This is a genomic window from Pseudomonas sp. 31 R 17, assembly GCF_900004915.1.
Lineage (GTDB): Bacteria > Pseudomonadota > Gammaproteobacteria > Pseudomonadales > Pseudomonadaceae > Aquipseudomonas > Aquipseudomonas orientalis_A.
On sequence record NZ_CVTN01000008.1, the window covers coordinates 1 to 6,651 of the forward strand.

General features: G+C 67.3%; 1 protein-coding gene. It reads left to right on the plus strand.

Annotated features, from left to right (window positions below; genetic code table 11):
* Positions 1–6,496 (plus strand): non-ribosomal peptide synthetase (locus BFP89_RS00075; protein ID WP_141689004.1); only part of this gene is annotated, 6,496 nt, incomplete at its 5' end.
* Positions 6,497–6,651: the final 155 nt, after the last annotated feature.

A 6,651-nucleotide genomic window follows, 5' to 3' on the forward strand; every position in this document is an offset into this window, starting at 1 on the left:
CGAGTTGCTGATCGGTGGCCCCCAGGTCGCGCTGGGCTACCTGGGCCAGCCGCTCGTCACTGCCGCCGCCTTCATCGATGACGCAGGGCAGCGTTTCTACCGCAGCGGTGATCGGGTACGCCTGGATCACCATGGGCGTCTGGCGTTCCTCGGGCGCCAGGACGATCAGGTGAAGATTCGCGGTTTTCGCGTCGAGCCCGGTGAGGTCAGTGCCTGGCTGAGCCGGCAATCGCGGGTACGCGAAGCCGTCGTGCTGGCACGCGAGATTCAGGGACGCATGCAACTGGTGGCCTATTTCGCGCCGCGCCTGGCCCCGGACGAACTGAGCGCCATCCAGGCGCAGGCCCGGGCGCAACTGCCCGAACCGCTGCAGCCGGCGTACTGGTCGAGCCTTGATGCCTTGCCGCTGACCGGCAATGGCAAGTTGGATCGGCGTGCCTTGCCCGAGCCTGAAACCGACGTGGCGGTGGACGCGGGCGGGCAGGCGCCCCAGGGCGTCAGCGAGCAATTGCTGGCCCGGCTGTGGTGCCAGGTGCTCGGCTGCGCCGCGGTCACTCGCCAGGACGATTTCTTCGCCCTCGGCGGCGATTCGATTCTCAGCTTGCAGCTGATCGGCCTCGCCGCGCGCGAAGGGCTCCGGCTGCAGCCGCGCGACGTGCTGGAACAGCCGACCCTGGCGGCCATGGCAGCCAGTGCCGACTGCCGCGCGCAGCCGCGTCTGGCGAGTATTCTGGCGGCCTTCCGCGAACTGCTGGGCCAGCCGCAACTGGGGCTGGACGACGACTTCTTCGCCGCGGGTGGCGATTCGATTCTCAGCCTGCAACTGATCGCCCGGCTGCGCCACGCCGACCTGCGCCTGATGCCGCGCCAGTTGCTGGAAAACCCCACGCCGCGGCAACTGGCGGCCGCGCTGGAGCCGGCGCCTGCCACCCGCAACGAGCCGGCAGAGACGTCGCCAGCGTTGGCCAGCACGGTGGCGCGGCTGTCCCATGCCCAGGAGCGGCTGTGGTTCATGCAGCAGCTCGAACCCGACACCACCGCCTACAACGTCACGCAACTGCTGGTCTTGCAGGGTGAACTGCACGTGCCACGCCTGCGCAGCGCCTGCCTGAGCCTGATCGAACGTCACGAAGCCCTGCGTTGCCGTTTCTTCGAGGACAACGGGCAGGTGCGTCAGCGCCTGGTGGAGGCGCCCGAGGCCAGCTTCGCCCTGCACGATCTGCGCGCCTCGCCGGCAGATGCACGGGAGGCAGCGATTGCCCTGGCCGCGCAACGGGTCTTCGACCTGGCCCGGGGGCCGCTGGTGGCCATCGACCTGTTCCAGTTCGCTGAAGACGACTATCGCCTGCTGTTCAACGCCCACCATATCGCCGTGGACGGCTGGTCCATGGGGCTGCTGGTGCAGGATCTGGCCGCTCTCTATGAGGGCCGTCAGCCAGCGCCCGGAACGGGCCTTTTGCAAGTGATCGAAGCGCAGCGCCAGGCGCTGGAAGGGGATGCCGGCCAGGTACTGCTCGATTACTGGCAGCAGCGCCTGCAGGGCTTGAGTGACGAGCCGCTGGCCCTCAGCGAAAGCCCGCGCCCGGCAGTGCAGGCGTATGCCGGCGCGCGTGAGCAGTTCCCGTTACCCGGCGAGCTGACCTCGGCAATCGCGGCCCGTGCCAAGCAGCTTGGGGTCACCCCCTTCGTGCTGTATTTCGCCGCGCAGCAACTGCTGCTGTGGAAACACGCCGGGCGCCGCGATTTCGCCATCGGCTTGCCGGTGTCCGGGCGTGAGGCGGCGGACAGCCAGGCGCTGGTCGGTCTGTTCGTCAACACCCTGGCCTACCGCGTGCAGCTTGATGGGCTGGAAAGCCTGGAGCATTTTCTGCGGCGCCTTGGCCAGCGCCTGGCGGATGACCGGGCCCATGAGCAATTGCCGTTCGAGCGCCTGCTCGACGTGCTCCAGGTCGAGCGCAGCCTCGACCGCACGCCGTTGTTCCAAGTCATGTTCAACTACCAGGTCGATCACCTCGGCGAGCGCAATCTGCAACTGCCGGGCGTCACGGTAGCGCCCCTGGTATTGCCGCAGGGGGCGATCAGCGCCAAGTTCGACCTGACCTTCAATGTGTTCAGCCAGGGCCGCGGCGATGAGGCCGGCAGCCAACTGATCGTCGAGTACGCCACCGCGCTGTTCGACCCGGCCCGCATCCAGTGCCTGGTGGACGACTACCTGGGTGTGCTGGCCAGCCTGGCGCATCTCGATCTGCAGCAGCCGCTGCTGACGCTGCCACTGCGCTCGGTACAACGCCTGCACAGCGCGGGCGACGCTGCCGAGCTGGATGTCGAGGCGGATTTCGTGACCCGCTTCGAGGTTCAGGCCGCCTTGCATCCCGAGCGCACCGCGGTGTTCTGCCGCGACCGACAACTGAGCTACGCGCAGTTGCAGGCCCAGGCCAACCAGCTTGCGCACTGGTTGTTGGCGCAAGGTGTGACGGCGGAGTCCACGATCGCCTTCTGCCTGCCGCGCGACGAGCGCCTGCTGGTCTGCCTGCTGGGCATCCAGAAGGCCGGGGCGCAGTACCTGCCGCTCGATCCGAGCCATCCGCCTGCGCGGCAGGCGGCCATCATGCAGAGGGCGCGGCCGCATCTGCTGCTGTGCGACCTTCAGGAGGAGCATTTCCCGGCCACGTTGCGCTGCCAACTCTGGCAGGACCTGGCGTTGCAGGCGCAGCCGACCGATGCACCGGCGCTGCCCAGGCACCTGCAGCAACTGGCCTACACGCTCTACACCTCCGGCTCCACCGGGCAGCCCAAGGGCGTGCAGATCAGCCGGGGCAACTTTGCCAACTTCCTGTTGGCGATGGAGCGCGCCTTGCCGCTGGACGGCGTGCAGCGCTACCTGGCGCTGACCACCGTGACCTTCGATATCAGCGGCCTGGAACTGTGCCTGCCGTTGGTGCGCGGTGGCAGCGTGGTGCTCGCCGATGACGAGCAACGCCAGGACCCGCTGCTGCTGGCGCAGTTGATCCGTGAGCGGGCGGTGGAGCTGATCCAGGCCACCCCGGCGACCTGGGCCATGCTGCTGCAGGGCGATCGCCAGGTGCTGGCCGGGCGGGTCGCCCTGGCCGGCGGTGAGGCTCTGCCGGCAGAAATGGCCAGCGAGTTGAAGCCGCTCGTCGGCTGCCTGATCAACGTCTACGGGCCAACCGAAACCAGCGTCTGGTCGACCTGTACGTCAGTGGAGGCGCTGCATCAGCCGGTGGTGCCGATTGGCCGGCCGCTGCTCAACACACGCTGCCATGTGCTCGACGAGTTCCTCTGTGAGGTTCCGCCAGGCCGTGCCGGCGAGCTGTATATCGCAGGCCTTGGGCTGGCCCGTGGTTATGCCGGGCAGCCGGCGCTGAGCGCCGAGCGTTTCATCGCCGACCCGTTCGGCGGCGCTGGCGGGCGCCTGTACCGCACCGGCGATGTGGCCCGCTGGCAGGCCGATGGGCAGTTGTATTACCTGGGCCGCAGCGACGATCAGATCAAGCTGCGCGGCTTCCGCATCGAGCTGGGCGAGATCGAGGCGGCGCTGCTCGGTCACCCGGGGGTCGCCCAGGCGGTGGTGGCGGTGCAGGGTGAGCACCTGGCCGCGTTCTGGGTTGCCAGTCTGGCTGGCGAGCCGAGCACAGACGAGTTGCGTGAACATCTGCAGGCACGTCTGCCGGTGTATATGCTGCCAACTCACCTGCAAGCGCTGCCGGCATTGCCGCTCAACAGCAACGGCAAGGTGGATCGCCAGCAATTGCCGCAGTTGCGCAACCAGCAGCAGGCGGCAGCCGGCAGCGCGCAGCGGCCGATGAGCGCCAGCGAGGCCCTGCTGAGCGAGATCTGGGGCCAGGTGCTGCAGCTTGAGCAGGTGCCGCTCGATGGGCATTTCTTCCAGCTCGGCGGGCACTCGCTGATGGCCGCGCAGGTGCGTTCGCGTCTGCGCGAGCAGGGCTTCGAGGTGCCGCTGCGCTGGCTGTTCGAGACGCCTTCGCTGACGGAGCTGGCGGCGCGCGTGGAAACCCAGGCCACCGCCATCGACCCGGCTGGATTGAGCATCGCGCGGGTCGATCAGCACATCGACCAGCCGCTGTCGCCTGCGCAACAACGGGCCTGGCTGATGCAGCAACTGCAGCCGAGCGACAGCAGCTTCAACATGAGCAGCAACGTGCGCCTGCGTGGCGCCCTCGATACCCAGGCGTTGCAGCGGGCCTTGCAGCGTGTGATACGGCGCCATGCGATCCTGCGCACCACCTACCATCAGCAGCAGGGCGAGGCGCGCCAGCGCATCCAGGCGGATTCTGCGTTGACGCTGCAACTGGCGACCCTGAGCCAGGCGCAGTGGGCGCAGGCTGAACATGAGATGGCCACGCGACCGTTCGACCTGAGCGTTGAGGCGCCGCTGCGCGCGGTGCTGTATCGCCTGGGCGAGCAGGAACATGTGCTGCAACTGGTGCTGCACCATATCGCCTCCGACGGCTGGTCCGGCTCGGTGCTGATCGGTGAGATGGTTGAAGGCTATGAGGCCTACAGCCAGGGCCGGCTGCCCGTGGAGCGCGAACTGGCGATCCAGTACGTCGACTATGCCGCCTGGCAGGTTTCAGCGGCGCTGCGCGCCCGTCAGCGCCAGGGCCAGCAGTTCTGGCAACGTACCCTGGCCGGCGTACCGAGCCAGGTGCCGTTGCCGTTCGACTTCCCACGCGGCGAGCGCGATAGCAGCAGTGGCGCGGCCTTGGACTTCCAGTTGCCGGCAGCAACGCTGGCACGGCTGGAAGCTTTGCAGCGTGACAGCGGCTTGTCGCTGTTCATGTTGCTGCTGACCGTCTATGCCGCCGTGCTGCAGCGCGAAACCCAGGGCCGCGACCTGGTCATCGGCACCGACGTGGCCAACCGCGAACACCCGGCTACCGAGGCGCTGATCGGCTTCTTCGTCAACCTGCTGGCGTTGCGCATTCGCCTGCAACCGGAGCTGAGCTTCCGTGAGCAGGCGGTATTGGTACGCGATGTCTGCCTGGATGCCTTCGCCTGGCAGGACACACCGTTCGAGCAGGTGGTGGAATGTCTCGACTTGCCGCGTGTGGCCAACCAGCATCCGTTGCTGCAGACCCTTTTCGTGCTGGACAACACGCCGCGTCAGCCGCGCCGCCTCGGCGACCTCGAAGTCACGCCGCTGAGCCGTGAACAACAACACTCCAAGTTCGATATGGCGCTGTTCGCCGCTGCCGACGGCGATGCCCTCAGCCTGCGCTGGGTGTACCGCACCAGCCTGTTCCGCCCAGCCACCATCGAGCGTTTGCGCGACAGCTTCCTGGCGCTGCTCGATGCTGCGCTGGGTGCGCCGGACAGCCCCATCGATGCCTTACCTCTGCCTTCCAAGGGAGCCGCTGCCATGTCCACCACCACGGACAACCCGCTGCAACGCAAGATGAGCAAACTCGGCAAGCTGCGCCAGAATGGCCCGGCTGCTGCGGCCACACCGATCGAAACCCGACCGCTGCGTGCCGGCTCCAGCTTCCCCCTGCTGGTGCAACTGCGCGAGCGCGAGCTGGCCCCCGCCGTGTGGGCCGAGAACCATCGCGAGCAGGTGGAAGTCTGGCTGCGCGAGCACGGCGGGATTCTCTTCCGTGGTTTCGATCTGCCGACCCCGGCGGACTTTGAGCAGTTCTGCCAGGCGTTGTGCCCGCAGCTGTACGGCGAGTACGGCGATCTGCCGAAGAAGGAGGGCGGCAACAAGATCTACAAGTCCACGCCCTATCCGAAGGACCGCATGATCATGTTCCACAACGAGAGCGCTCATCAGCATCGCTGGCCGCGCCGACAGTGGTTCTATTGCGAGACGCCGGCCACCAGCGGTGGGGCCACGCCCATCGTCGACAGCCGTGAGGTGTACCGCGAGCTGCCGGCCTGGCTGCAGGTCAAGCTGCGTCGCAAGCAACTGATGTACGTGCGCAATTTCAGCGCCAGCCTGGATGTCAGTTGGCAGCACTTCTTCCAGACTGAGGAGCGTGCCGAGGCCGAGCGCATCTGCCGTGAGGGCGGGATCGAGTTCGAGTGGCGCGGCGCCAACCAATTGCACACGCGCCAGGTGTGTCCGGCGGTGATCCTTCACCCGCTGACCGGCGATGCCAGCTTCTTCAACCAGATCCAGCTCTACCATCCGGCGTTCCTCGATGCCGATATCCGTGAGCAATTCCTCAAGGGGCGCGATAGCGTCATGCCCCGGCAGGTGTTCTACGGTGATGGCAGCGAACTGGAAGAGGCTGCCATCGAGGCGATCAATGCCGCTTACGAGCGTTGTGCGGTGCGCTTCGACTGGCAGCGCGGCGATGTGGTGATGCTCGACAACATGCTCGCCGCCCATGCCCGCGACCCCTTCGAGGGCGAGCGGCGCATCGTCGTCGCCATGGGCGACATCTACCGCCGCGATCAGGTCGCGGCCGCACCGGCTACGGCTGAGGAAAACCCTCTGGAGATGACACCATGATGGATCTCGGCCTGCCTCTTTCCCCGGCCCAGAAGCAATTGGCCGAGGCCAACCCGCAGGCGTACCGCTGGGTGCGCATGACGCTCGCCGGCGTTGCGCCGGAGCGGGTCGAACAGTGTCTGCGTGACACCCTGGGCCAACACGATGCGCTACGC